At 71.2% G+C, this 24,226-nt stretch carries 21 protein-coding genes and 1 riboswitch; of the genes, 13 read left to right on the top strand and 8 right to left on the bottom strand.

Annotated features, from left to right (window positions below; translation table 11 throughout):
* Positions 1-6 precede the first annotated feature (6 nt).
* Both OHS70_RS14180 and OHS70_RS14175 read left to right on the top strand, forming a co-directional pair.
* On the top strand, positions 7-2,232 hold the full coding sequence (locus OHS70_RS14180; protein WP_328397356.1) for a DUF6571 family protein: 2,226 nt from the start codon (positions 7-9) through the stop codon (positions 2,230-2,232).
* A 60-nt stretch (positions 2,233-2,292) separates the two neighbouring features.
* Positions 2,293-3,375 (top strand): hypothetical protein, encoded by a 1,083-nt coding sequence (locus OHS70_RS14175; protein ID WP_328397355.1) that lies wholly within the window; start codon positions 2,293-2,295, stop codon positions 3,373-3,375.
* A gap of 68 nt (positions 3,376-3,443) precedes the next feature.
* Here the strand turns inward: OHS70_RS14175 and OHS70_RS14170 are convergent, their stop codons facing one another.
* Positions 3,444-4,145: a DUF6882 domain-containing protein gene (locus OHS70_RS14170; protein WP_328397353.1), complete on the bottom strand. Its 702-nt coding sequence runs from the start codon at positions 4,143-4,145 to the stop codon at positions 3,444-3,446.
* A 355-nt stretch (positions 4,146-4,500) separates the two neighbouring features.
* Between OHS70_RS14170 and OHS70_RS14165 the strand changes: the two genes are divergently transcribed.
* The 6 genes from OHS70_RS14165 (at position 4,501) to OHS70_RS14140 (ending at position 12,078) form a co-directional block, all read left to right on the top strand.
* Positions 4,501-5,985 carry an aldehyde dehydrogenase family protein gene (locus OHS70_RS14165; protein WP_328397351.1) on the top strand — a complete coding sequence of 495 codons (1,485 nt, stop codon included), beginning with the start codon at positions 4,501-4,503 and terminating at the stop codon, positions 5,983-5,985.
* Positions 5,986-6,002: 17 nt separating this feature from the next.
* Positions 6,003-7,523 carry a GMC family oxidoreductase gene (locus tag OHS70_RS14160; protein ID WP_328397349.1) on the top strand — a complete coding sequence of 507 codons (1,521 nt, stop codon included), beginning with the start codon at positions 6,003-6,005 and terminating at the stop codon, positions 7,521-7,523.
* Positions 7,520-8,668, top strand: a complete 1,149-nt coding sequence (locus OHS70_RS14155) for a quaternary amine ABC transporter ATP-binding protein (protein WP_328397347.1) — start codon at positions 7,520-7,522, stop codon at positions 8,666-8,668. The genes OHS70_RS14160 and OHS70_RS14155 overlap by 4 nt, the downstream gene beginning before the upstream one ends.
* Positions 8,665-10,647, top strand: a complete 1,983-nt coding sequence (locus OHS70_RS14150) for an ABC transporter permease (protein ID WP_328397345.1) — start codon at positions 8,665-8,667, stop codon at positions 10,645-10,647. The genes OHS70_RS14155 and OHS70_RS14150 overlap by 4 nt, the downstream gene beginning before the upstream one ends.
* Positions 10,648-10,676: 29 nt before the next feature.
* The gene (locus tag OHS70_RS14145) at positions 10,677-11,642 is read left to right on the top strand and encodes an ABC transporter substrate-binding protein (RefSeq protein WP_328397343.1); all 966 of its coding nucleotides are present in this window, start codon (positions 10,677-10,679) and stop codon (positions 11,640-11,642) included.
* 67 nt (positions 11,643-11,709) lie between these two features.
* Positions 11,710-12,078, top strand: coding sequence for a hypothetical protein (locus OHS70_RS14140; protein ID WP_328397341.1), 369 nt, complete (start codon positions 11,710-11,712; stop codon positions 12,076-12,078).
* A 288-nt stretch (positions 12,079-12,366) separates the two neighbouring features.
* On the opposite strand, the gene OHS70_RS14135 is transcribed toward OHS70_RS14140, so the two are convergent.
* Entirely contained in the window at positions 12,367-13,092 is a 726-nt protein-coding gene (locus OHS70_RS14135; RefSeq protein WP_328397339.1) for an isocitrate lyase/PEP mutase family protein, read from the bottom strand.
* Positions 13,093-13,106: 14 nt separating this feature from the next.
* Positions 13,107-13,652 carry a carboxymuconolactone decarboxylase family protein gene (locus OHS70_RS14130; protein ID WP_328397337.1) on the bottom strand — a complete coding sequence of 182 codons (546 nt, stop codon included), beginning with the start codon at positions 13,650-13,652 and terminating at the stop codon, positions 13,107-13,109.
* Positions 13,653-13,699: 47 nt separating this feature from the next.
* On the opposite strand from OHS70_RS14130, the gene pdxR reads away from it, so the two are divergent.
* Positions 13,700-15,160, top strand: a complete 1,461-nt coding sequence (pdxR, locus tag OHS70_RS14125) for a MocR-like pyridoxine biosynthesis transcription factor PdxR (RefSeq protein ID WP_328397335.1) — start codon at positions 13,700-13,702, stop codon at positions 15,158-15,160.
* A gap of 199 nt (positions 15,161-15,359) precedes the next feature.
* On the opposite strand, the gene OHS70_RS14120 is transcribed toward pdxR, so the two are convergent.
* Complete coding sequence (locus OHS70_RS14120) at positions 15,360-16,214, bottom strand: DMT family transporter (RefSeq protein WP_328405624.1); 855 nt, start codon at positions 16,212-16,214, stop codon at positions 15,360-15,362.
* Between the two features lie 144 nt (positions 16,215-16,358).
* Between OHS70_RS14120 and OHS70_RS14115 the strand changes: the two genes are divergently transcribed.
* Together OHS70_RS14115 and OHS70_RS14110 are read left to right on the top strand one after the other, a co-directional pair.
* Positions 16,359-16,640: a hypothetical protein gene (locus tag OHS70_RS14115; protein WP_328397332.1), complete on the top strand. Its 282-nt coding sequence runs from the start codon at positions 16,359-16,361 to the stop codon at positions 16,638-16,640.
* Between the two features lie 17 nt (positions 16,641-16,657).
* On the top strand, positions 16,658-17,839 hold the full coding sequence (locus tag OHS70_RS14110) for a glutathionylspermidine synthase family protein (RefSeq protein WP_328397330.1): 1,182 nt from the start codon (positions 16,658-16,660) through the stop codon (positions 17,837-17,839).
* A gap of 35 nt (positions 17,840-17,874) precedes the next feature.
* Here OHS70_RS14110 and rocD read toward each other — a convergent pair whose 3' ends face one another.
* The gene (gene rocD / locus OHS70_RS14105; RefSeq protein ID WP_328397328.1) at positions 17,875-19,083 is read right to left on the bottom strand and encodes an ornithine--oxo-acid transaminase; all 1,209 of its coding nucleotides are present in this window, start codon (positions 19,081-19,083) and stop codon (positions 17,875-17,877) included.
* A 120-nt stretch (positions 19,084-19,203) separates the two neighbouring features.
* A riboswitch (ZMP/ZTP riboswitch) is annotated at positions 19,204-19,294 on the top strand.
* Between the two features lie 41 nt (positions 19,295-19,335).
* Between rocD and glyA the strand changes: the two genes are divergently transcribed.
* Positions 19,336-20,604 (top strand): serine hydroxymethyltransferase, encoded by a 1,269-nt coding sequence (gene glyA / locus OHS70_RS14100; RefSeq protein ID WP_328397326.1) that lies wholly within the window; start codon positions 19,336-19,338, stop codon positions 20,602-20,604.
* 58 nt (positions 20,605-20,662) lie between these two features.
* Here the strand turns inward: glyA and OHS70_RS14095 are convergent, their stop codons facing one another.
* From OHS70_RS14095 to OHS70_RS14085, 3 genes are all read right to left on the bottom strand, one after another.
* Positions 20,663-21,409: a hypothetical protein gene (locus OHS70_RS14095; protein ID WP_328397324.1), complete on the bottom strand. Its 747-nt coding sequence runs from the start codon at positions 21,407-21,409 to the stop codon at positions 20,663-20,665.
* A 96-nt stretch (positions 21,410-21,505) separates the two neighbouring features.
* A complete protein-coding gene (locus OHS70_RS14090) occupies positions 21,506-22,384 on the bottom strand; it encodes a hypothetical protein (protein WP_328397322.1) in 879 nt (292 codons plus the stop codon).
* Positions 22,377-23,027: an RNA polymerase sigma factor gene (locus OHS70_RS14085; protein ID WP_328397320.1), complete on the bottom strand. Its 651-nt coding sequence runs from the start codon at positions 23,025-23,027 to the stop codon at positions 22,377-22,379. The genes OHS70_RS14090 and OHS70_RS14085 overlap by 8 nt, the downstream gene beginning before the upstream one ends.
* A 46-nt stretch (positions 23,028-23,073) precedes the next feature.
* On the opposite strand from OHS70_RS14085, the gene trpS reads away from it, so the two are divergent.
* The gene (gene trpS / locus OHS70_RS14080; protein ID WP_328397318.1) at positions 23,074-24,087 is read left to right on the top strand and encodes a tryptophan--tRNA ligase; all 1,014 of its coding nucleotides are present in this window, start codon (positions 23,074-23,076) and stop codon (positions 24,085-24,087) included.
* The last annotated feature ends 139 nt before the right edge of the window (positions 24,088-24,226 follow it).

The raw sequence follows: 24,226 nt of genomic DNA, 5'->3' as shown, positions 1-24,226 counted from the left end.
GGACGCGTGCCGACCTACCACGAAGTGATGACGACCGACCTGTCCACCCTCACCTCGGCTGCCGAGAAATGGGAGGCGATGGCGGGCGAGTTCAAGAAACTCGAGGACCAGTACAAGAAGGACGTCCATGGCATATCCATGGGCCCGTCCTGGACCGGGCTGAGCGCCCAGGCCGCGAGCCTGCGCTTCGATGTGACGCTCAAGGAGTACCAGGCCGCCCAGAAGGAGGCGAAGGCCGTCGCCTCCCTCCTGCGGGACGCGCACACGCAGTTCGTCGAGGCACGGGGCAAGGTCAGCACCCAGCGGGACGCCGCCGTCAAGGACGGTATGCGGGTCTCCGAGCAGGGTGTCGTCCAGTTCGACACCTCGCTGCTGGACAGAGGGGAGTACACCGCCTACGTGCACGACCGCGACTACCAGGAGAGCGCCCGGCAGAAGGCCGCAGAGTGGGCTCAGCGCATCGAGCAGGCGGTGAAGGCCGCCGGTGACTGCGACGACGGCGTCAAGATCGCTCTCGACGCAGTGGTGGTCGACTCCGACCTGATGGACGGCACGGCCGGAGGCTTCAACGCGAGTGCCCAGGGCGACGTCGAGAAGTACGAAGCGCAGCACCTGAAGGACATCGCGACCCGGATCAACTCAGGCGACGCCTCGGAGGCGGACCTTCGGGAGGCCCGGCGGTCCTTCCGTGACAACTCCGGGGACAAGGCCTTCAGCCAGACCCTGCTGAGCGGCCTGGGTGCTTCAGGCACCCTCACGTTCACCAACAAGCTGAGCGACCTTGCCCACTCCGGGGACAAGGGCCGCAGGCAGGAGTACCTGGACCTGCAGAAGGGCCTGGCCACCACGCTGGCGACGGCGACCAAGGACCCGAAGTCCGCGTTCTACACGCAGTTCCGCGAGGATCTGAAGAAGGCCGGGGTCAAACAGTACGACCTCGAGGTGACGGGCGGAAAGGTCGACATCGGCCGGGGGCACGGCCAGGAGGCGCGCGGCTACCAGAGCCTGGTCACCCTCATGCAGCACGGCGACGGCTACTCCGGCCAGTTCCTCAAGGACATGGCGGACGACATCCGCACGGCCGAGGACGAGAAGCGGGGCGGTGACCCGGACATCTGGGACCTGTCCGGCGACTTCAGCGGCAAGAAGGACGGCTGGTTCGCCAACGACCCCCTCGACGGGGTGCTGGGCATCATGGCGGACGACCCGAGGACCGCGACCGAGTATCTCGACCCGGGCCCGGACAACAAGAACGACAACCTCTCGTACCTGCTGGACAGGCGCGACTGGAACGGCGTCGACACCGAGCGGACGTCCGGGAAGGTCGAGGTCGTCGCTCCGGACGCCGCCGACCAGGACAACCGCACCGGTTTCGGCGCCGCGCTCGAGGCGGCCGCGACGGGCCACGTGCCCGGTTCGACGTACGACCTCGGCGGCCATGACATGGCCCAGGCCCGCGTGATGAACGAGAGCATCGGCGTGCTGAACGCCGCGGGCGAGGCGGAGAAGCTCCCGGCGAACCTCCGCGCGCCGATGGCCCACATGCTGATGGACTACACGCCGGACACCCACCAGATCCTCGGCATGGACAACAACAAGTACAACGGCGTGGACCGCGTCTGGAACGACGACGGGCAGGCCCGTATGGCCGTCCCCAAGGAAGAGCTGGTGAAGATCATGCGGGGCGTCGCCAACGACCCGGAGGCGTTCGGGCAGGTGTACCGGGCCGAGAAGCAGTACTCCCAGGACCTTTTCGCGGCCATGCCCGACGACGCCAGGAGCCTGGCCACCCAGAACCGGATCATGGAGACCTCGGCGTCGCTCGGCGCGTACGACGGGGTCAGGGCGGATGTCGTCTTCGACAGGCGGTTCGACAACATCCAGTGGGCGAACGACTTCAACCACGCACTCACCGGAAGCTCCGGTGCGGTGCTGAACTTCACGCCCGAGAAGATGGCAGTCCCCGGAGACCTGGCGAACAGGGTCCTCGACTTCTACTCGTACGAGGCGACCAAGGACCGCATCGCCGAGGCCAGCACGGAAGCGACCGCCGAGAACTCCAAGCAGTTCAACGCCGGTCAGCGGGAGGTGGATGCCATGGTCGTCGAGTGGGCCAAGAGCAACGGCCACGCGGAGGACAGCGACTTCACCAGGAACCTCATGGGGCACGGTCAGGTCCACCACGAGAGGGGGCGGGACGGGGCGCTGCGTCATCTGCGCTCCGACTACTGACAGGCGGGACCGACCGGACCGCACAGCCCACGCACTCCCGGAGCGGACTGAAACACCTGTATGCGACTCAAAGAAAACCGCGGCCCTGTGGCGGTCGTCCTCGTCTCCTGTCTCGCGCTGCTCGCCGGCGTCCTCCATTTCACCGGGGTCCTCGGCGAGTGGCGTGACGGGATGTCCCTCGACCGTGCCTGCCGGGGGACCCTGGCACGCTCCGGCCTTGTCGAGGCCCTCGACGGTGACCGTGTGGCGTCCTCCGACCTGGAATCCGACCCGGGATCCGGCGCGCTCACGCGCTGTGCCGTCACCTCGCGGGACAGTCACGACTCGCTGCGGATCGACGTCCGCTGGGGCAGCGACGCCGACGATCAGGCGCTGTCGCTTCGGCGGGCGGACATGACGGGCGTGCTGGGCAGGGCCGCCCCGCTGGGCGGCGACTGGCCGGGGGCCTTCAGCCTGGGCGGCGATGTTCCCCAGGTGTCGGTCGTCCTGGCGTGCCGGAACCGCAAGGACGAGAGCCTCTTCGTCAGCAGCCTCCTGAGCGGCAGCGGCGGCGGCCCGGGCGACGGCGGCGCACGGCAAGCGGCCCAGGCCCGCCTCACGACCGCCACGGCGATGAAGGCGGCCGAGGAGTTCGGCTGCGAGGCGTCCGGCGGGAAGGAGACAACGGACGCACCGGACGACCCGCTCGGTGCCCCGGTTCCTCTGGACCGGGCGAACGGCACGTGCGCAGCCCTCCGGCCGTCGGCCGCCGAGGCCCGGAAGGCCGGAGTCCCCGGGGCCATGGAGTCCGTCGGGCAGAAGAACGCGTCCCTGACCGACTGCTTCCTGGCCACCCCGGGCGGCGAGCCCGGGTACCGCCTGTCGGCCGCCTACGGCCCCCTGGCCAAGGCATTCAGGGCGCTCACCCCTACGCGGCTGCGCGGCCAGGCCGGAGCCGTCGAGGGAACGAACCATGCCTGGGCGACCGCTCGGTGCCCCGGTTCCGCCGAGCGTGCCGTGTTCACGCTCTGGCGGGTCCACGACCCGCAGAAGAACAGCTTCGCGGTGAAGAAGCGTTCGGCGTCCTTCGAGGCGGCCGCGCTGAAGGCGTTCGCCGGGCAGTCGGCCAGGGCACAGGGGTGCTCGGACCTCCGGCTGCCCTGAGACCGCGTGGCGCCGGATCGTGTGATGTCACGATCCGGCGCGACGTGCCACGCCGTGGCGTGCCTGCGTCACGCGGACGCGGGCTCCCCCGAGTTGATGCTGACCGAGGCGATGCGGTCGGCGTCGTCGAAGAGGACGTCCACCGTGCCGCCGTTCGGGAGTCCGGCGCTCATCCGGTCCGTGGCCACGCGCTGGGGAAGGTCGTGGTGGCCGAAGTACCCGGCGACGACCTGCCGCGCGGAACCGCCGAGCAGGCCGGCGCCGGTGAGCAGGACGCGCGGCAGCGTGATGGCATCGGGCTCGGCGCGCGGGACCTGGGGGTCGTCGGGAACCATGTACGCACGGGCGTCGGGACTCGCCTGCACCCCGAGATAACCGGCGGCTCCGAGCACGCCCATGGCAGTGAACGCGAGGGTTTCGGCGGCGCGGCGTGGGTCGTCGTGCGCCGCGAGCTGTATGAGTTCGTGCGTGAACTCGTGCAGTCCGTGGGCCTGTCCGTACTGCCTGACCCTCTCGGCCGCGCCGGCGACGGGGGTGCCCTGGAATCCGGGGTTGGCCCAGGCCCAGAGCCACGACTGCTCGCTGGTGTCGTACGTGCCGAGGAGCGAGATCCGCAGCTCACGCCCCGCCTGCCGGTAGAGGCACTGCCCGAGATCGGCGCTCCACTCGCCCATGGGCATGAACTCGTTGAAGGCCTCCAGCTGCTCGGCGCCCCAGGCGGCGTGCTGCTCCGTGACCCGGAGGAACGGGTCGCTGAAGTGCTTGGTCATGTCCCTGACTCTATGAGGTGGATCAGCGGGCGTTGAGCTCGGCCTCGACGGCCGCGGGCGTGGTGGGCCGTACGCGGCGGACCGTTCCGACAGCCGGCCCCGGTGAAGTCGCGCAGGTGGAGGGCCATGGCCCGGCATGTGGTCGCCGGCGACGCCGGATCCGCTGATCGCCAGGAGGGGGGCGGACGGTCGCGCCGCGGTCGCGGTGCGGCGTTCCCGTGATCTTGGCCTGGAGTGACTCAGGTCACTTTCTGTCAAGCATTGCGCATGGTTCTTGCCAGGTGGGGCAGGCGGCCAGATCGCCGGGGTGGGTGACCGGCACGGTGCGTAACGGGAACGGAAGGCCAAACACGACGTGTCGGCACAAAAGACCATCCATGTGGGCGGAGAGTGGCGCGCAGCCGCCTCAGGAGCCGTGCGCGAGATCATCGACCCCGCCGATGCGGACGTTTTCGCTGTCGTCGCGGAGGGTGGGGCCGAGGACACCGACGCGGCTGTCGCCGCTGCGCGGTCCGCGTTCGACACGGGAAAGTGGCCGCGGACGCCCACGCCCGAGAGGGCCGCGCTGCTCCGCCGTGTGGCCGGACTGCTGGAGCGCGACCGGGAGAGGATCGGCGCGCTGGAGAGCCGCGACGCCGGGAAGACCCTGGAGGAAGGGCGCGTCGACGTCGACTGTGTACGCGACGCCTTCCTCTACTTCGCCGACCTCGTCATGAACGAGAGCGGCGGCCGCGTCGTCGACGCCGGGTCGGACGACATCCACAGCGTGGTCGTCCATGAGCCGGTCGGCGTCTGCGCCCTGATCACGCCGTGGAACTACCCGCTCCTTCAGGCCAGCTGGAAGATCGCCCCGGCACTGGCCGCGGGCAACACCTTCGTGATCAAGCCCAGCGAGCTCACCCCGCTCACCACCGTCGCGCTGATCGACCTGCTCACCGAGGCCGGACTGCCGCCCGGTGTCGCGAACATCGTCACCGGCGCCGGGGACCCGGTCGGAGCCAGGCTCGCCGAGCACCCCGACGTGGACCTGGTGTCCTTCACCGGCGGGCTCGTCAGCGGCACCAAGGTGATGCGCGCCGCCGCGGACACCGTCAAGAAGGTCGCACTCGAACTCGGCGGCAAGAACCCGAACGTCGTCTTCGCCGACGCGTGCTCGACCGACGAGGGCTTCGACACCGCCGTGGACCAGGCGCTGAACGCCGCCTTCATCCACAGCGGCCAGGTCTGCTCCGCCGGCTCCCGGCTCATCGTCGAGGAGCCGCTGCGCGAACGCTTCGTCGCCGAACTCGCGCGCCGCGCCGGGAAGATCCGCATCGGGCGCGGCAGCGACGAGGGCGTGGAGTGCGGACCCCTCGTGTCGCGGCAGCAGCTCGCCAGGACCGAGGAGTTCGTCGAGACGGCGCTCAAGGAGGGTGCGGTCCTGCGGGCCGGCGGTGAACGGCCGGACGGCCCCGGCTACTTCTACCGGCCCACCGTCCTCGACCAGTGCCACCGCGGCATGCGCGTCGTCCGCGAGGAGGTCTTCGGCCCCGTTCTCACCGTCGAGACGTTCCGCACGGAGGACGAGGCGATCGCTCTCGCCAACGACACGGAGTACGGGCTCGCCGGGGCAGTGTGGACCGCCGACCCCGGGCGGGCGCGGCGGGTCGCCGGGCGGATGAGGCACGGGACCGTCTGGATCAACGACTTCCACCCCTACCTGCCGCAGGCGGAATGGGGCGGCTTCGGCAAGTCCGGCATCGGCCGTGAGCTGGGCCCGGCCGGGCTCGCCGAATACCGGGAGACCAAGCACATCTACCAGAACCTCGCCCCGCGCCCCGTGCGCTGGTTCGCGGGCTGACCAGGGGAACACGCACCATGACCGAGTACGACTATGTCGTCGTCGGGGGCGGCACCGCCGGATCGGTGATCGCCTCCCGCCTCACCGAGAACCCGGACATCTCCGTCGCCGTCATCGAGGGTGGCCCCAGCGACGTCGGCCGCGACGACGTACTGACCCTGCGCCGCTGGATGGGCCTGCTCGGCGGGGAACTCGACTACGACTACCCGACCACCGAGCAGCCCCGCGGCAACTCCCACATCCGCCACAGCCGGGCCCGCGTCCTCGGCGGCTGCTCCTCGCACAACACCCTCATCGCCTTCAAGCCGCTGCCGTCCGACTGGGACGAGTGGGCGGCGGCCGGTGCGCAGGGCTGGGACGCCGCGGCCATGGACCCGTACTACGGCCGGCTGCTCAACAACATCGTCCCCGTCGACGAGGCCGACCGTAACCCGATCGCCCGCGACTTCGTCGACGCGGCGCGGACGGCGCTCGGAGTGCCGCGCGTCGAGGGATTCAACCGGCAGCCCTTCCACGAGGGCGTCGGTTTCTTCGACCTCGCCTACCACCCGGAGAACAACAAGCGTTCGTCCGCCTCGGTCGCCTACCTGCACCCCTTCCTGGACCGGCCGAACCTGCACATCGCCCTGGAGACCTGGGCGTTCCGGCTGGAGCTGGACGGCACCCGCGCGAAGGGTGTGCACGTACGCACCAAGGACGGCGAGGAGCGGCTCGTACGGGCGCGGCGCGAAGTCCTCGTCTGCGCGGGCGCTGTGGACACCCCGCGACTGCTCCTGCACTCCGGCATCGGACCGAAGCAGGACCTCGAGGCTCTCGGCATCCCGGTCGTCCACGATCTGCCGGGCGTCGGCGAGAACCTGCTCGACCACCCCGAGTCGGTGATCGTCTGGGAGACGCACGGGCCGATCCCGGAGAACTCTGCGATGGACAGTGACGCGGGTCTGTTCGTACGGCGCGACGAGGCGTCCGGCGGACCCGACCTGATGTTCCACTTCTACCAGATCCCGTTCACCGACAACCCGGAGCGGCTCGGCTACGAGCGGCCCGCGCACGGGGTGTCCATGACGCCGAACATCCCCAAGCCGCGCAGTCGCGGCCGGCTCTACCTGACCAGCGCGGATCCACAGGTCAAGCCCGCACTGGACTTCAGGTACTTCACCGACGAGGACGACTACGACGGGCGCACGCTGGTCGACGGAATCCGGCTGGCCCGGCAGATCGCGGCCCGGGAACCGCTGGCGAGCTGGCTGAAGCGCGAGGTCTGCCCGGGGCCCGCGATCACCTCGGACGAGGAGATCGGGGAGTACGCGCGCAAGGTCGCGCACACCGTGTACCACCCGGCCGGCACCTGCCGTATGGGGTCCTCGGGAGATGAACTCGCCGTAGTTGCACCGGATTTGAGGATCCGGGGGCTGGAGGGGATCCGGATCGCCGACGCGTCCGTCTTCCCGACGATGCCGGCAGTGAACCCGATGATCGGGGTCCTGATGGTCGGGGAGAAGTGCGCGGATCTGCTGAATGAGGGAGAAACCCGATGAAGCCCGTGACCACGTCCGATCCGGTGACGGAGAAGTCCGTGACCGACGCGCCCGAGAGCGACAGCCCCGGGGCGGGCGACACCGCCCCCGCCGCGGCGGACACGCCCGTCTTCCAGGTCCGTGACCTGTGGAAGGTCTTCGGACCCAAGGCCTCCCGCATCCCGCGCGACGCCGAGCTCGGCGCACTCACGCCTGCCGAACTGCGCGACCGCACCGGCTGCACCGCCGCCGTGCGCGATGTCTCCTTCGACGTCCGCAAGGGCGAGGTCTTCGTCGTGATGGGCCTGTCCGGCTCCGGCAAGTCCACGCTCGTGCGCTGCCTCACCCGGCTGATCGAGCCGACCTCCGGGTCGATCGCCATCGACGGCGAGGACGTCCTGTCCATGGACACCGCCCGGCTGCGCGAGCTGCGCCGCCACCGTGCCTCCATGGTCTTCCAGCACTTCGGGCTGCTGCCGCACCGCTCGGTGCTCGACAACGTCGCGTACGGACTGGAGATCCAGGGTCTCGGCAAGGCCGCCCGCCGGTCCCGGGCAGCCGATGTCGTCGCCAAGGTGGGCCTGGAGGGTCTGGAGCACCGCCGCCCCGGTCAGCTCTCCGGCGGCCAGCAGCAGCGCGTCGGTCTGGCGCGGGCGCTCGCCGTCGACCCCGAAGTGCTGCTGTTCGACGAGCCGTTCAGCGCGCTCGACCCGCTGATCCGCCGCGACATGCAGGAGGAGGTCATCCGGCTGCACCGCGAGGAGGGCCGCACGATGGTCTTCATCACCCACGATCTGAGCGAGGCGCTCAAGCTCGGTGACCGCATCGCGCTGATGCGCGACGGCCGGATCGTGCAGCTCGGCACACCGGAGGAGATCGTCGGGTCGCCGGCCGACGACTACGTACGGGACTTCGTCCGCGATGTGCCGCGCGAGCAGGTCATGACCGTCCGTACGGCGATGCGGCCGGCGAAGGACGCGACCGAGAGCGAGACGGGCCCGGCGCTCGCCCCCGACGCGACGGTCATCGAGGCGATCGAAGCGGTCGCCCGCACCGGTCAGAGCGCCCGTGTCGTCGAGGACGGCCGCTGTCTGGGCGTCGTCGACCACGCCGGGCTGCTGCGCGTGGTGGCGGGCGTCGGCGACGCCGAGGGGGTGGCGGCGTGACCGCCGCCGTCTCCGCCCCCGCGGCCCGCAAGGTTGCCTCCTTCCGGGATCTCGCGAGACACCGGGTAGGGAGCAAGCTGGTCGTCCTCGGCGCGCTCGCGCTCGTGCTCGTACCGCTCGGCATCGGGTTGTGGGGCAGCGGCAGCTGGCCGGCAGCGCTGACCGTCGACGTGTCCGGGCCGCTCGACGACGCCAACGCCTGGGTCGTCGACAACCGCGAGACCCACCCGCTCTTCCTCTACTTCCTGCTGCATCTGTCCAACACCGCGACCGACGCCGTCACGGCAGTCCACAACGCGCTGGACGCCATGGGCTGGACCGGTGTGCTGGCCGCCGGGGTGCTGTTCGCCTGGCGGGCCGCCGGACTGGGGCGCAAGGGGATCAAGGTCGCGGCCACCGCGCTCGGGGCGTTCGCCGTGTGCGGGCTGCTGGGGATGTGGGAAGCCACCTTGCTCACCATCGCGCTGATGATCGTCGCCGTGGTCGCCGCGGCACTGCTCGGCGTGCTCATCGGGCTCCCGGCCGGGCTGTCCGACCGGGTCGACCGCGCCCTGCGGCCCGTACTCGACACCATGCAGGTGCTGCCGGCCTTCGCCTACCTGCTGCCGTTCGTGCTGGTCTTCGGCACCGGTACGCCCGCCGCACTGTTCTGCACCGTCATCTACGCGGCCCCGCCGATGGCCCGCCTCACCGCACTCGGCCTGCGCGGCGCCGACCCTTCCGTGCTGGAGGCGTCCGCGTCGCTCGGCGCGAGCCCGTGGCAGCGGCTGAGGACGGCGCGCCTGCCGCTCGCCCGCAAGCAGATGCTCCTCGGCCTCAACCAGACGATCATGATGGCGCTCTCGATGGTCGTGATCGCCGCCCTCGTCGGCGCCGGCGGCCTCGGCGAAGAGGTCTACTCGGCGCTGTCCACCGTCGACGTCGGCAGGGCGCTCGCCGCCGGCATCCCGATCGTGCTGATCGCCGTCTGGCTGGACCGTACGACCGCGGCGGCCGGTGACCGGATCGGCGAGAGCGCCCCGGGCGGCGGCCCGCTGCACGGCCGTTCGGCGTGGGCGCTGGTCCTCGCCGCGGTCGGGGCCGCGGTCCTGCTCCGGTTCGCCGTGGGCAAGGCGTGGCCGGAGGGCTGGACGTACGACATCTCCACGCCCGTGAACAAGGCGCAGGACTGGATCACGGAGCACTTCGCCTCCGGTATCCCCGTCCTCGGCGGTACCGAGGTCTGGTCCGAGCACTTCACGCTGTGGGTCCTCAACCCGCTCCGGGACGGCCTGACCTGGCTGCCCTGGTGGTCGGTACTGCTGCTCGTCGCCGCGGTCGCGTGGCTGGTGGGCACCTGGGCGACCGCACTGACCGCCACGGCCTCGATGGCCGCGATCGGTGTGCTCGGCGTGTGGACGAAGTCCCTCGACACCCTCTCCCAGGTGCTCGCGGCGCTGGTCGTCACCCTCGTGCTGGGCGTGCTCGCGGGCGTCCTCTGCGCCCGGGCCGGGCGGCTGGAGCGCTGGCTGCGGCCGGTGCTCGACGCCATGCAGACCATGCCGCAGTTCGTCTATCTCATCCCGGTGGTCGCGCTGTTCGGCGTCACCCGGGCCTCGGCGATCATCGCTGCCGTCGTGTACGCGCTGCCCGCCGTCGTACGCATCACCACGCAGGGGCTGCGCGAGGTGGACCCGGCGGCGATGGAGGCCGCGCGCTCACTGGGCGCGTCGACCCGGCAGCAGCTCCTCCAGGTCCAGCTGCCGCTGGCCCGTCCGGCCCTGCAACTCGCCGTCAACCAGGGCGTCGTGCTGGTGCTCGCCGTGGTCGTCGTCGGAGGTCTCGTCGGCGGTGGCGCGCTCGGCTACGACGTGGTCAAGGGCCTGTCGCGGGGCGAGATGGGCATCGGCATGACGGCCGGTGTCGCGATCGTCTGCCTCGGACTCGTACTGGACCGGCTCACCCAGCCCGCGGCGGCCCGCCGCACCCGCAGCCACTGACTCATCCCCCTTCACAAGCTTGGAGCATCATGCGAAACCGAACCCGAGTTCTGCGTACCGCCACCGCCGTCGTGGGCGCCCTGGGCGTCCTGTCGCTGAGCGCCTGCGGCGCCGCCGACACCGGCAAGAGCAAGGACGTCGGCGGCGACAAGGTCGTCAGACTGACCGTTCCGTCATGGGTGGGCGCCCAGGCCAACACCGCCGTCGCCGCGTACATCCTGAAGGAGGAGCTGGGCTACACGGTCAAGAGCCAGCAGATGGGCGAGGTCCTCGCCTGGGACGCGCTCTCCAAGGGCGACATCGACGCGATCATGGAGGACTGGGGTCACCCCAAGGAGGAGAAGCAGTACGTCGAGACGAAGAAGACCGTCGTCAAGGCGGGCGATCTCGGGGTCGAGGGCCACATCGGCTGGTTCGTGCCGAAGTACTTCGCGGACGCCCACCCGGACGTCACTGACTGGAAGAACCTCAACAAGTACGCCAAGGACTTCCGGACGGCGGAGAGCGGTGACAAGGGCGAGATCCTGGAGGGTTCGCCGGACTACGTCACCAACGACGACGCGATCATCAAGAACCTCAAGCTGGACCTGAAGACCAACTACTCGGGGTCCGAGGCGGCGCAGATCACGGCGATCAAGAAGTACGCGAAGGAGAAGAAGCCCTTCCTGACGTACTGGTGGACGCCGCAGTGGCTGAACGCGCAGGTCGATCTGGTCGAGGTCAAGCTGCCCGCGTACACCGAGGGCTGTGACGCCGACCCGAAGAAGGTCGCGTGCGCGTACCCGAACACGCCGCTGCAGAAGTATCTGAACGCGGACTTCGCGAAGAACGGCGGCGACGCCGCGGAGTTCCTGAAGAACTTCAAGTGGACCACCGAGCAGCAGAACGAGGTGGCGTTGATGATCGCCGGCGAGAAGATGTCGCCGGAGGCCGCCGCGGAGAAGTGGGTCAAGGCGAACGAGTCGACGTGGAAGGCGTGGCTCCCGAAGAAGTGACGCCACGCATCTCAGGAGTTGCTCAACTCCCTTGAGGCGCACCGCGGACGAAAAGGATGATCACTGCATGCTGGGATACGGGAAGAAGCAGGAACTGCCGGTGATCGTGTTGCGCGACGCGGACGGCATCGCCGATGCCGTCCGCGCGGCGCTGGAGAACGCCCCTGAGGACGAGCGCCCCGGCCTGGAACGCGCCGCGGCGATCATCGCCGAGGCCGCCACGGCCTCGGACGACGACCTGCGGGCACGCTGGGTACGCCGGCACCTGACCGCGGCGGGCGTGGACGGCCCGGCCGACTCGGTGGCCGCGATCAAGGCCCTGCGCGCGGCGGAACCGGGCCTGACGCTGGGCTGGGCGGTACGTCTGGCGCTCGCGGCGAAGTCGGCGGAGACGGCCACGCCCGGGGAGCCGCCGCAGCAGGCGCGGGGCGCTTAGCGCACAGGACGGACCGGGCCGGCTGCTGCCCGGCTGCACCGCGCCGGGCTGTACCGCGCCGGGTCGGTTCGGGCCGAGCCGCGCCTGGTCGCGCCGCGCCGGGCCCTGTCCGGCCTGCACTCTGCCCGGTTGTACTGCGCCGGGCTGTACCGCGCCCGGCCGCATCCTGCCCGGTCGGTTCGGGGCGAGCCGCGCCTGGTCGGTCGGACGGCGCCGGGCTGCACCCTGCCCGGTCGGACTGGGCCGGAGTGGCTCAGGCCGGTCCGGCAGGACGGGGCGGGGCCGGCGTCAGCCCCTCAGCTCGCGGGCGATCGTCTGCACCGCTGTGTGCGCCCGGTGCTGGAGGCCCGGGCCGAAGGTGATGCGGGTTGCCCCGAGACGGCCCAGTTCCGCGAGGGGCGGGGCGACGGCAGGCGCGCCGACGTTGATCGGGATGCCGGTTCCGGCGCGCAGCAGCGGCAGGTGCTCCGGTGGCACGCCGATCGGGTACACGCAGTCCGCCCCGGCCGCGGCGTACAGCCTGATGCGGGCGAGTGCCTCCGCGGGGTCGGTCACGCCGCGCAGATACGTGTCCACCCGTGCGTTGACGAACAGCGCGTCGCCCGCCTCAGCCCGAACCTCGGCCAGCCGGTCGGCGTGCCGCCGCGGATCCCCGAGCGCCTTGGTCGCCGGGTCGGAGTCCTCCAGGTTGCAGCCGACCGCGCCCGTCTCAAGGATCCGGTCCACCAGCTCCTTCGGGTTCAGGCCGTAGCCCGCCTCGACATCCGCCGTCACCGGGACATCGACCGCTCGGACGATACGGGCGACAGCCGCGAACATCTCGTCCGCCGGCGTCCGGCCGTCCTCGTACCCCAGCGACGCCGAGACCCCCGCGCTCGGCGTCGCCAGGGCAGGGAAGCCCGCATCGGCGAAGGCGCGGGCGCTCGCGGCGTCCCACGGCCCCGGAAGTACGAGCGGATCCCCGGCGTCCCGGCCGTGGTGCAGGGCGCGGAACATCTGTGCACGTGTCGTCATCTGCGGGCCCCCTCTCACAGCCGCCGCGAACCGGGCGTGTAGTGGCCGGGAACCAGACGGGCGGTCACACCGAAACGGTTCCAGGCGTTGATCACCGTGATCGCCGAGACGAGATGGGCGAGTTCGGTCTCGTCGAAGTGCGCGGCGGCCTTCGCGTACACATCGTCCGGGACGAAGCCCTCGGTCAGCACGGTCACCGCTTGCGTCAGCTCGATCGCCGCGAGCTCCTTGTCGGTGTAGAAGTGCCGCGACTCCTCCCAGGCGGAGAGCTGGACGATACGCTCCACCGACTCCCCGGCCGCGAGCGCGTCCTTGGTGTGCATGTCGAGGCAGAACGCGCAGTGGTTGATCTGCGAGGCGCGGATCTTGACCAGCTCCAGCAGAGCGGGGTCGAGGTGCTGCCGGGCGGCGGAGTCGAGCTGCACCATCGCCTTGTAGACGTCCGGTGCGAGCTTGGCCCAGGTCAGGCGCGGGCTGTGCTCCGGCGCGTGGGCCTCCCGTGGAGGCGCAGCGGTGTCGGTGCCGCCGGTTGCCGTGATGCCGCTCCGCGTCGTCGTCATAGGGACGACCGTACGGGGGCCGTGGCGCACCGGTATGGTCCATTTCCATGACGGATTCCCGGGCCACTTTCGGTGCCGACCTGCATCTGGAACTGCGCGGGACGGGACTGCGTACCGGGCTCATGGACGCCCTGCGGGAAGCCGTACGCACCGGGCGGCTGGCTCCCGGCACCCGTCTGCCGTCGTCGCGTTCACTCGCCGCCGACCTGGGGATCGCCCGCAACACGGTCGCCGACGCCTACGCCGAACTGGTCGCCGAGGGCTGGCTCACCGCCCAGCAGGGATCCGGGACCCGGGTCGCCCAGCGCTCCGCACCGCGCAGACCGGCGTCGCCCGCGGGCTCGGCCACGGCCCGTCCGGTCCGGGGGCGCCCCACCTACAGCCTGATGGCCGGCACTCCCGATCTCGCGTCCTTCCCGCGCACGGAATGGCTGAAGGCGGCGCGGCGCGCCCTGACCGCGGCACCCCACGAAGCCTTCGGCTATGGCGACCCGCGCGGCCGTATCGAGCTGAGGACGGTGCTCGCCGGCTATCTGGCCAGGGCACGCGGCGTGTACGCCGACCCCGGACGCATCGTCATCTGCTCCGGTTTCGTCCACGGCCTCATGCTCATGGGAAAGGTGCTCCGGCGGCGCAGGGTGCGGGAGGTGGCCGTCGAGTCGTACGGGCTCGACGTGCACCGGAACCTGCTGACCGATGCGGGCCTGCGTACACCCGCGCTGCCCTTTGACGGGGTCGGCACCGACACGCGGGCGCTGAGCGGGCTCAAGGGGGCGGGCGCGGTGCTGATGACGCCCGCGCACCAGTTCCCGATGGGGGTACCGCTGCACCCCGACCGGCGCGCCGCGGCCGTCGACTGGGCGCGCGGCAGCGGCGGGCTGATCCTGGAGGACGACTACGACGGGGAGTTCCGGTACGACCGCCAGCCGGTCGGCGCGCTGCAGGGTCTGGATCCCGAACGGATCGTCTACCTCGGCACGGCCAGCAAGTCCCTTGCGCCGGGGCTTCGGCTGGCGTGGATGGTGCTGCCCCAGCATCTGGTGGGGGAGGTGCTGGACGCGAAGGGTAGCGTCGACTGGGTGTCCAGCGCCCTGGACCAGCTGACGCTCGCCGAGTTCCTCGCCTCCGGCGCGTACGACCGGCATGTGCGGAGCATGCGGCTGCGCTACCGGCGCCGCCGGGACCAGTTGGTGCGGCACCTGGCCGAACGGGCCCCGGGCATCCGCGTGAGCGGCATCGCCGCCGGACTCCACGCCGTCCTCGAACTCCCGCCGGGCACCGAACAGCCGGTGGTTCGCGCGGCGGCCTGGCAGGGCCTGGCCCTGGAGGGTGTCACCCGCTTCCGGCACCCGGACGCTGCGCCGGGCGACGGTGCGCCGGTCGTCCGCGATGCGCTCGTCGTCGGGTATGCGACCCCGCCGGACAGTGCGTGGACGGGGGCGCTGGACGCGCTCTGCGGGGCATTGGCGCAGGCCGGGGGCCTGCCCTCGGCAGGCTCCGCCGAGTGAGCGCCGTACCCGGCGCCCGCCGAGCACGCCGTCCCGGCACGGATGCTCGGGTTCCGCGGCCTGTGCGGACAGACGGTCTTGGACAACGTGAAGCGGGACGAGGACGACGCCGCAGTCGTGGGTCCTCGTCCCTGGGCGCCTGACCTCCCACCCGCGCCCACCGCGGGAACGAGGCGGATCCGCCTTGCGGCAAGGCGGTTCACTTTGTTGGCTCAGGCTCACCGGCCTGCTCTCCCTGGGCGGGCAGCTCGCCGAACCTCGCCAGGGCCAGCGCCCCGGCCACGGCCACCACGAAGCCCGTGATCGCCAGCCAGGCCAGCCCCTCGCGGGTACGGTCGCCCAGCCAGACGACGCCCACCACGGACGGGCCGATCGTCTCGGTGATGACCAGACCGGCGGTGGCGGTCGTCACCGAGCCGCGCTGCAGGGCGGAGGTGAGCAGCAGGAACGCCGCACCGCCGCCGACCAGCAGCGCGTACAGGGCCACGTTGGTCAGCACCTCGGGCAGGGCGAGCGTGTCGATCAGGCGGACGGAGACCTCGACGACGCCGAAGCCGATACCCGCGCCGAGCCCCAGGACCAGGGCGCGGGGCCGGTCGGGCAGCCTGCCGGCCACGGCGCCGAGGACCAGCACGCCGAGCGCCGTGCCCAGCGTGCACCAGCGCAGCGCCGTGGAACCGGCCCGGTCGCCCTCCGGTCCGGCGGCGAGCCCCAGCATTGCCATACCGGCGCAGACGACGACGACCGCCGCCCACTCGGTGCGGCTGAGGCGCACATGGAGCAGGCGGGAGGAGACCACGGCGGTGACGGCGAGGCTGGCGGCGAGCGCCGCGCCGACCACGTAGATGGGCAGGGAGCGCAGGGCGACGATCTGCAGCAGGAAGCCCAGGCCGTCGAGCGCGAGGCCTACGAGATAGCGCCACTGCCGCAGCGCGCGCAGCAGCAGCGCCGCGTCGACCCCGGAGCCGGATCCGGGCTCGGCGGCGCGCGCCGCCATCGCCTGCAGTACGGAGGCCGTGCCGAAGCAGACCGCGGAGCCGAGCGCACAGATCATCCCGAAGACCACAAAGCGACCCTAGAGGAGAGGTGTTGGCGGACCCGGTTACCGGCGCGTGAGGCGGCCATCTAGTGTGTGGCGCGGCCGAACGGCCGGTTCACAGAGGGTTCTGTGGGGCCTGAGGGACGGGAGGGGCGGCAGATGACGCGACGCAGACTGAGGTCGGGCACCGTGGTGCTCGGCGGCGTGGGGGTGCTCGCGGCGACGCTCACGTCCTGCGGTTCGGAGCCGGACGAGCGGTGTGTCGATCCGGTGACCTACGAGGTGCTGCCCGACTACGAGTGCGAGGACGACGGTCGCAGCAGCACGGGCCGCTACTACTACGGCGGCCGGGTCAGCGGTGACCGCGTCGAGGGCGGCAGCTTCGACAGGACCGCCGTCGACAGCGGCGGCTTCGGCGGCTCCAGTTCCGGCGGCGGCTGAGCACGGGCCCCCGCACGATGAAACGTCACACCATCGAACCCCGTCCCAGCTGGCAGCAGACCGTCGAGGAACAGGGCCTCATCTACCCGCTGACCCGCTACCCGGACGGCTCCCTGCGCCCTTACTGGGACGAGAGCGCGTACTACGAATTCTCTCTGCCCGAGGTCGAGGCGCTGGAGGAGGTCGTCGAAGAGTTGCACGCCATGTCGCTGGCAGCGGCCGCGCACATCGTCGAGCAGAGCCGCTTCGCCGACCTGGGGATCACCGACCGCCGGCTGGCCCGGCGGGTCGCCGAGTCCTGGCGGCGGCGCGACGAACTCCCCTCGGTCTACGGGCGGTTCGACCTGCGCTACGACGGCACCGGCCCCGCCAAGATGCTCGAGTACAACGCCGACACCCCCACCTCCCTGGTCGAGGCCGCCAGTCCGCAGTGGTTCTGGATGGAGGAACGTTTTCCTGGCGCCGACCAGTGGAACTCCCTCCACGAGCGCCTCGTCGACGCCTGGCGGCGACAGGCTCCCCTGCTGCCGCCCGGACCCCTTCACTTCGTCCACTCCGACGGGGACGAGCTGGGCGAGGACCTGATGACCGTCGCGTATCTGCGCGAGACGGCGCAGCAGGCCGGTATCGCGACCGAGGCGCTCTCCGTGGAACGGATCGGCTGGGACCGGCTCTCCGGGCGCTTCGTCGACGACCGGCTGCGCTTCCTGCGCAGCTGCTTCAAGCTCTACCCCTGGGAGTGGCTGACCACCGACCGCTTCGGGCCGCACGTCCTCGACACCCTGGACAACGGCGGCGGCACCGGCACCACCTGCTGGATCGAACCCGCCTGGAAGATGCTGCTGTCCAACAAAGCGCTGCTGGCGATCCTGTGGGAGCTGTATCCCGGGCATCCGAATCTGCTGCCCGCCTATCTCGACGGCCCGCGCGAACTCGCCGAGGAGCGCGGCTATGTGACGAAGCCGCTGCTGGGCCGCGAGGGCGCGGGCGTCACGGTCCACGAGCCCGGCAGCGCGCCCGTCGTACGGGAAGCGGCCTGCTGCTACCAGGAGTTGGCCCCGCTGCCCGAGTTCGACGGCAACCGGGTGGTGCTCGGCGCGTGGGTCGTCGAGGACGAGGCGGCGGGGCTCGGCATCCGGGAGTCGGCGGGACTGGTCACGGACGAGTACGCCCGCTTCCTGCCCCACGTCATTCTCTAGGCCCCTGATCCGGGCGACGGTCCGCGGCAAGCGGCTCAGCCGGCCAGCACGGCCCTGAGCTGGTCCAGCCCCCAGTCCAGGTCCTCCTTCCCGATGACCAGCGGCGGGGCGATCCGGATGGTGGAGCCGTGGGTGTCCTTGACCAGGACACCGCGGTCCAGCAGCTTCTCCGAGATCTCCCGGCCGGTGCCCCGGCTCGGCGCGATGTCGACGCCCGCCCACAGCCCGCGGCCGCGCACCGCCTCCACGTCGCCGGTGCCCGTCAGCAGACCCAGCTCATGGTGCAGATGCTCGCCCAGCTCGGTGGCACGCTGCTGGAACTCGCCCGTGCGCAGCATCGCGATCACCTCCAGCGCGACCGCGCACGCCAGCGGATTGCCGCCGAACGTCGAGCCGTGCTCACCGGGCCTGTAGACCCCGAGGACATCGGCGGACGAGACGACCGCCGACACCGGGACCACACCGCCGCCCAGCGCCTTGCCCAGCACGTACATGTCCGGCACGACACCTTCGTGTTCACAGGCGAACGTCTTCCCGGTCCGGCCCAGCCCCGACTGGATCTCGTCCGCGATGAAGAGCACGTTGCGCTCGTGGGTGATCCTGCGCACGCCCGTCAGATATCCGGCGGGCGGCACCAGGACGCCCGCCTCGCCCTGGATCGGCTCCAGCAGCACGGCCACCGTGTTCGCCGACATGGCCGTCTCGAGCGCGGTCAGGTCGCCGTACGGCACGATCTCGAAGCCGGGCGTGTACGGGCCGAAGTCCGCCCGTGCCTCGTGATCGGTCGAGAAGCTGATGAGCGTGATCGTACGGCCGTGGAAGTTGTTGCCCGCGACGATGATCTTCGCCTGGCCCTGCGGTACGCCCTTGACCCGGTAGCCCCACTTCCGGGCGGTCTTCACGGCGGTCTCGACCGCCTCCGCCCCGGTGTTCATCGGCAGCACCATCTCCATGCCGCACAGCGCCGCGAGCTGCGTGCAGAAGTCCGCGAACCGGTCGTGATGGAAGGCACGGGAGGTGAGGGTCACCCGGTCCAGCTGCGTCTTGGCGGCATCGATCAGCCGGCGGTTGCCATGGCCGAAGTTGAGCGCCGAGTACCCCGCCAGCATGTCGAGATAGCGGCGCCCTTCGACATCGGTCATCCACGCGCCGTCCGCCGAGGCGATGACGACCGGCAGGGGATGGTAGTTGTGCGCGCTGTGTGCCTCCGCGGAGGCGATGGCAGATGTCGTCGTGGTCGACACGGGTTCTCCGATCGTCGGGACGGCCCATCCGGCGTGGGGGCGGGGTGGTGCCCCTGTTTCTATCGTCGCGCGGACTGTGGAAAGAGAAACCTCGCGCCCGGCGCGGCCGATAGTGTGAGCCGTGCGCACGGCGACTGGCGTACGGGGAAGTGACCTCGAGGGAGCCGTGTGAGGGCAAAGACGCGAGGTGCCGCCCGCCTGGGCACCCCGGGACCACGACCGGCACCCATCGGATCGCCCCGGAGGACACCCATGACCCTTCCCCTTTCGCATCCCGCACTCACCGCGACCGACCCCGAGCTCGCCGCCCTCGTCGCCGCCGAGGAGCAGCTCCAGGCCGACACCCTGCGGCTCATTCCCAGCGAGAACTACGCCTCCCGGGCCGTGCTGGAGGCCTCCGGCACGGTGCTGCAGAACAAGTACAGCGAGGGCTACCCGGGCCGCCGCTACTACGAGGGCCAGCAGAACATCGACCAGGTCGAGCGGCTCGCCGTCGCCCGAGCCATGGCACTCTTCGGGGTCGAGCACGCCAACGTCCAGCCCTACTCAGGCTCCCCGGCCAACCTCGCCGTCTACCTGGCCTTCGCCGAGCCCGGCGAGACCGTGATGGGCATGGCGCTGCCCATGGGCGGCCACCTCACCCACGGCTGGGGCGTCTCCGCCACCGGCACGTGGTTCCGCGGTGTCCAGTACGGCGTACGCCAGGACACCGGCCTCGTCGACTTCGACGAGGTGCGCGAACTGGCCCTCAAGGAGCGCCCCAAGGTCATCTTCTGCGGCGGCACCGCGCTGCCCCGGACCATCGACTTCGCGGCCTTCGCGGAGATCGCCCGCGAGTGCGGCGCGGTCCTGGTCGCCGATGTCGCCCATATCGCCGGCCTGATCGCCGGCGGCGCCCACCCCTCGCCCGTGCCGCACGCCGACGTCATCTCCACCACCACCCACAAGACCCTGCGCGGGCCGCGCGGCGCGATGCTGATGTCCCGAGAGGAGCACGCCAAGGCCATCGACAAGGCGGTCTTCCCCGGTCTCCAGGGCGGCCCGCACAACCAGACCACCGCCGCGATCGCCGTCGCCCTCCACGAGGCGGCCCAGCCCTCCTTCCGCGACTACGCGCAGTCGGTCGTCGCCAACGCCAGAGCACTCGCGGACGAACTGCTCGCCCGCGGCTTCGACCTCGTCTCCGGCGGCACCGACAACCACCTGATCCTGATGGACCTCACCCCCAAGGAAGTGCCCGGCAAGGTGGCGGCCAAGGCCCTCGACCGGGCGGGGATCGTCGTGAACTACAACACCGTCCCCTACGACCCGAGGAAGCCGTTCGACCCCTCCGGCATCCGGATCGGCACCCCCTCCCTCACCTCCCGCGGCCTCGGCACCGAGCACATGGCCGCTGTCGCGGAGTGGATCGACCGGGGCGTGACGGCCGCAGGCGCAGGGGACGAGGAGACGCTGACCACCGTTCGCGCCGAGGTCGCCGAACTGATGGCCGCCTACCCGGCACCCGGCCTGACCATCTGATCCGGCCCGCAGCGCCCTGTCGGTCACAGGGCGCTGCGCCGCACGGCCCCGCTTCCGGTCAGCTGTCGATCAACTGCCGGCGTGGCCCGCTCTCGTGCTCACTGCCGCGCCGGCCGGGCAGCAGATGCGACAGCCGGGCGGCCGGCGCCGGGCGCAGCGCCAGACCCAGCGCCGCGCCGACCGCCAGCGCCGGTATCGCCCACCACCAGCCGGCCGCCCCCGCGCCGGCTGTGTCCTCGCGCCCGGCCGGAGCCGGCTCCTCGGCCGCGGGCTGCGCGGCGGCGCCGGCGCCCTGGGCCGGGTCGGGCTCCGGCGGGAGATTCGATCCGTCGCTGTCGTAGACGGTCCTGCCCAGCACACCCAGCTTCGCGAGCAGCTCGTACAGCACCCTCGGAGTGGCCGCCTTGTGCCAGGTGCCCTGCTGCGTCTCCGCGTCCAGCGAGGTGTGGATCCATATGGGCCGGTCCGCGTTCTTGCCCACGTACACCTGGTCCAGCCGCCAGGGCTGTATGTCGTGGACCATCCACACCACATTGAGCGCGCGCATCCCCGCCGCCTCCTCCAGCGACGGCGGGCGCTCCGAGCGGCCTGCGCCGGGCTGCCGGCCTCCATCGACGCCGAGCAGCGCCTGAAGTGATCCGTAGTCCTCGTTCGCGTAGTACAGCGCCGCTGCCTCTTCGCTCTGCGGAGAGGTGATCAGCACGCTCGTCGGCCCTCCGGCCACGGCGCTCGGCGCGAAGAACCAGGTCAGTGCGAGGACCGTCGCCAGTGCGGCAAGCCGTCGCAGCAGTCGTAGCAGTCGCATGCGTCCCCCAGCCGACGCCGGTACGGGCCCTCCGCACCGCGTCATCACTGGTACACCGCCGGACCGCTTCAGGTTCCGCCCGCGCGAGAGGATTTTTCAGGGAGTCGAAACGGCGATCTCCGTGGCCCGCTCCAGCGAGGCCACACCCTCGAGCCGCAGCGTCGTCCCGCCGTCCCGCGTCGTCCACAGCAGCGTCGGGCCTGCCGTGCGCTCGGCGTGCACCCATTCCCCGCCCCGGGCGTCCGTCATCCCGAAGCGCAGCAGATGCGGCTCGGCGAACCACAGCGCGGTCCTGTCCTCCGCCCCGCCCCTGCCTCCGGTCCCCGCCTCGCCCCCGCCGTCCAGCGTCACCGGCTCGGGCATGATCCGCGCCTGCTTGACGAAGCCCAGGTCGAGCCGCGCGCCGAACTCGTCCAGCCGTACCGTACGGCCGCCCTCGCGCCAGCACAGGCTCACCACCGCACGGCCGCCCGGCCCCTTGGTCACCGAGACCGCTTCCGGCGCACCGAGCGCGCCCGGCACCCGCGGCCTGATGCCCGTCCGCCGCTCCGCCTCCGCGAGCGGAACCGGGGCACGGCACCACGGCACCGGCGCGTCCGCCCGCGGCGGCGCCGACGGGTCGTACCGCACCTCGACCCCGCCGAAGCCGAACCAGTCCGCCACCGCCGCCCGCACCGGCGGGGTGAGCGCCAGCACTATTAGCACCCCGGACAGGCCGACGGTCAGCGCCCGCCGGCGCCTGCGTACCCAGCCCCGCAGCCGGCCGAAACGGCTCGGGGGCGGCGCCGGTGCCGGTACAGCGTCGGCAAGGAGCTGTGCCAGCACCCGCTCCGCCATCGTCTCGCCGTCCACGTCCGGGATCCTGATCCCGCGCCCCAGCCCGCGCAGCTCCTCGGCCAGTGCCTCCAGGTCCAGGTCCAGGTTCCGTTCCCGGTCCGCGCCCTGCTCCCCGGACCGCTCGTCCTCGTCATCCACGCTCCTCACCTCCCTCCTGTCCTTCCTGCGCCCCCTGAGCCCCTATGAGCCGCCCCAGCTTCGCCAGTGCGCGGTTCAGTCGTGATTTCACCGTGCCGCGCGGGCAGCCAAGCGCCTCGGCCGTTTCCGCCTCGTCCATCTCCAGCAGATAGCGGTAGGTGACCACCTGCCGCTGCTCCTCGCTCAGCTCGTCCAGTGCGGCGAGCAGCAGCCCGCGCCGCTCTCCGGCCATCGCCGCCAGCGCCGGATCCGCGGACTCCGGTATGAGCGGCTCTGAGCCGAGCATGAGCGCCTCCCGCCCGGCGAGTGCCCGCAGCCGCACCGCCGAGCGCACTGTGTTCCTCGTCTCGTTCGCGACGATCCGCAGCAGCCAGGGCCGGAAGGCGGCACCGTCCTGGAATCGCCCCAGCGCCTGGTACGCCTTGAGGAAGGCGCTCTGCACCACGTCCTCCGCATCAGCGCCGGCCCCGAAGGCCACGGCCGCCCGCAGCGCCACCGCCGTATGGGCGCGGACCAGCTCCGCGTACGCCTCCGGCTCCCCGGCGCGCACGCGGGCGATGACCGCATCCTCGTCGGCGACGATGCGACGACCCCCCTCCCGGGTCCCCTCCGGGCTCCGCTCCCGCGTCCTCACGCCTTTCATACACCGGCGGCCGGGAATCGGTTCCACACCTGAGAGAATGAGGGACATGGCCTCAGACCGACCCCGCGCGCTCTCCGGTATTCAGCCCACCGCCGGCTCGTTCCACCTCGGGAACTACCTCGGTGCCATCCGCCAGTACGTGGCGCTGCAAGAGACCCACGACGCGTTCTACATGGTGGTGGACCTGCACGCGATCACCGTGCCGCAGGATCCCGCCGAGCTGCGCGCCAACACCCGGCTCGCCGCAGCCCAGCTGCTCGCCGCCGGTCTCGACCCCGACCGCTGCACCCTCTTCATCCAGAGCCACGTCCCCGAGCACGCGCAGCTCGGCTGGGTCATGAACTGCCTCACCGGCTTCGGCGAGGCCTCCCGGATGACGCAGTTCAAGGACAAGTCCGCCAAGCAGGGCGCGGACCGGTCCACCGTCGGCCTGTTCACGTACCCGATCCTGCAGGTCGCGGACATCCTGCTGTACCAGGCGGACGCCGTGCCGGTCGGCGAGGACCAGCGCCAGCACGTCGAGCTCACCCGGGACCTCGCCGAGCGCTTCAACGGCCGCTTCGGCGAGACGTTCAACGTCCCGGCCCCGCACATCGTCAAGGAGGTCGCGAAGATCTACGACCTCCAGGACCCGGCGATCAAGATGAGCAAGTCGGCCTCGTCGCCGAAGGGCCTGATCAACCTGCTCGACGAGCCGAAGACCACTGCGAAGAAGGTCAAGAGCGCGGTCACCGACACCGACACCGTGATCCGCTACGACGCGGTGGAGAAGCCCGGCATCAGCAACCTCCTCACCATCTACTCCACCCTCACGGGTACGCCCATCGCCGATCTGGAGCAGAAGTACGAGGGCAAGGGCTACGGTGCGCTCAAGACCGACCTCGCGGACGTGATGGTGGAGTTCGTCACTCCGTTCCGGACCCGGACGCAGGAATACTTGGACGACACCGAGACGCTGGACTCGATCCTGGCCAAGGGTGCGGAGAAGGCCCGTGCGGTGGCGGCGGAAACGCTGGCCGCCGCCTACGAGAGGGTGGGCTTCCTGCCGGCCAAGCACTGATCCGGCCGGCAGACCCGGGGAGTCCGGCCCGTCAAGGGCCGGCGACCGGCCAGGTCCAAGGACCGGGTCCAAGGACTCTGGCCGAACCGGCGGTACAGCCGCCACACTGGCGGCTGTACACCTGACCACCGCTGTGCAC

It is taken from the genome of Streptomyces sp. NBC_00390, from assembly GCF_036057275.1.
GTDB lineage: Bacteria > Actinomycetota > Actinomycetes > Streptomycetales > Streptomycetaceae > Streptomyces.
Note: the sequence above shows the minus strand (reverse complement) of the source record. Positions and strands in the feature narration are given on the sequence as shown.